This window comes from Streptomyces sp. NRRL WC-3618 (assembly GCF_001280005.1).
In the GTDB taxonomy this organism is placed as follows: domain Bacteria; phylum Actinomycetota; class Actinomycetes; order Streptomycetales; family Streptomycetaceae; genus Streptomyces.
Map to the genome: position 1 here is coordinate 1 of NZ_LGDW01000218.1, position 1,724 is coordinate 1,724.

Below are 1,724 nucleotides of genomic sequence, written 5' to 3' on the forward strand. Positions count from 1 at the left end.
CGCCGCCGCCCCAGATCCCAGCAGTGGACGGCCTGGGCGTTCCTCGCCCCGGTGGTCCTCTACCTCGCCCTCTTCTACGCGTATCCGCTCTACCGCAATCTCGACCTGAGCCTGCGCAACTACACCGTCCGCTCGTTCGTGCGGGGCGATGCCCCCTTCACGGGCCTGGCGAACTACCGGACCGTCCTGGACGATCCGACGTTCGCCCCGGCCCTGCTGCACACCGCCGTGTTCACCTTCGCGTGCCTGGTCTTCCAGTACGCCATCGGCCTCGCGCTCGCGGTGTTCTTCAACCAGCACTTCCGCCTCTCGGCGACCTTGCGCGCGCTGTTCCTCATCCCGTGGCTGCTGCCGCTGATCGTGTCGGCGTCGACCTGGTCGTGGATGCTCAACAGCGACTCCGGCATCGTCAACGCCACCCTCCACGCGCTCGGTATCGGCCCGGTGAACTGGCTGACCTCGCCCTCCTGGTCGCTGGCCTCGGTGATCATCGCGAACATCTGGATCGGCGTCCCCTTCAACCTCGTCGTCCTCTACTCCGGCCTGCAGTCCATCCCCACCAGCCTCTACGAGGCAGCCGCCCTCGACGGCGCGAACGCCTGGCGGCGCTTTTGGTCCATCACCTTCCCCCTCCTGCGCCCCGTCTCCGCCATCACCCTCCTGCTGGGCCTGGTCTACACACTCAAGGTCTTCGACATCATCTGGATCATGACCAAGGGCGGCCCCGCCGACTCCTCCACCACCTTCGCCACCTGGTCCTACCAACTCGGCTTCGGCAACCTGCTGCCCGCCTTCGGCCCCGGCGCCGCCGTCGGCAACCTCCTCGTCGTCGCCGCCCTGGTCTTCGGCCTCCTCTACCTGAAGGTCCAGCGAAAGCAGGCCCTGACATGACCCAAGCCACCGTCAACCGACACGGCCGTACCTGGTGGAAGACGGCCCTCGGCATCGCACTGACCGCGCTCATGCTCTTCCCGGTCTACTGGATGATCAACGTGTCCTTCACCCGCGACCAGGACATGCGCAAGAGTCCGCCCGACCTGTTCCCCGCCCACGGCACCCTCGAGGGCTACCGCGCCGTCCTCGACCAGCAACTGCCCTACCTCGGCACCAGCCTCGTCATCGGCCTGGGCACCGTCGCACTGACCGTGGCCCTGGCCGCGCCCGCCGGCTACGCGCTGGCCAAACTCCGCCCCCGCGGCGCAGGCGTCCTCAGCTTCCTCCTGCTCGCCGCCCAGATGATCCCCGGCATCATCATGGCGATGGGCTTCTACGCCATCTACCTCAGCCTCGGACTGCTCCAGTCCGTGCCCGGCCTGATCGTCGCCGACTCCACCCTCGCCGTCCCCTTCGCCGTCCTCATCTTCACCGCGTTCATGTCCGGCATCCCCGGCGAACTCATCCAGGCCGCGCAGATGGACGGCGCACGGCCCCTGCGCACCTTCTGGTCCATCGTCCTGCCCATGAGCCGCAACTCGATCGTCACAGTGTCGCTGTTCGCGTTCCTGTGGTCCTGGTCCGACTTCGTCTTCGCCAGCACCCTCGCCAACGGCGGCGCACACGAGCCGATCACCCTCGGCATCTACCACTACATCGGCAACAACAACCAGCAGTGGAACGCCATCATGGCCACCGCCGTCATCGCCTCCCTGCCCGCCACCGTCATCCTCGTCCTCGCCCAGCGCTACGTCGCCGCCGGCGTCACCGCCGGCGCCGTCAAGGACTGA

General features: G+C 67.6%; 2 protein-coding genes. Both read left to right on the plus strand.

All coding sequences use genetic code 11. The features are described from left to right. A partial coding sequence (locus ADL01_RS19830) for a carbohydrate ABC transporter permease (protein WP_053743355.1) occupies positions 1 to 891 on the plus strand: 891 nt, incomplete at its 5' end. Next, a complete protein-coding gene (locus ADL01_RS19835) occupies positions 888 to 1,724 on the plus strand; it encodes a carbohydrate ABC transporter permease (protein ID WP_053743356.1) in 837 nt (278 codons plus the stop codon). The genes ADL01_RS19830 and ADL01_RS19835, both read left to right, overlap by 4 nt.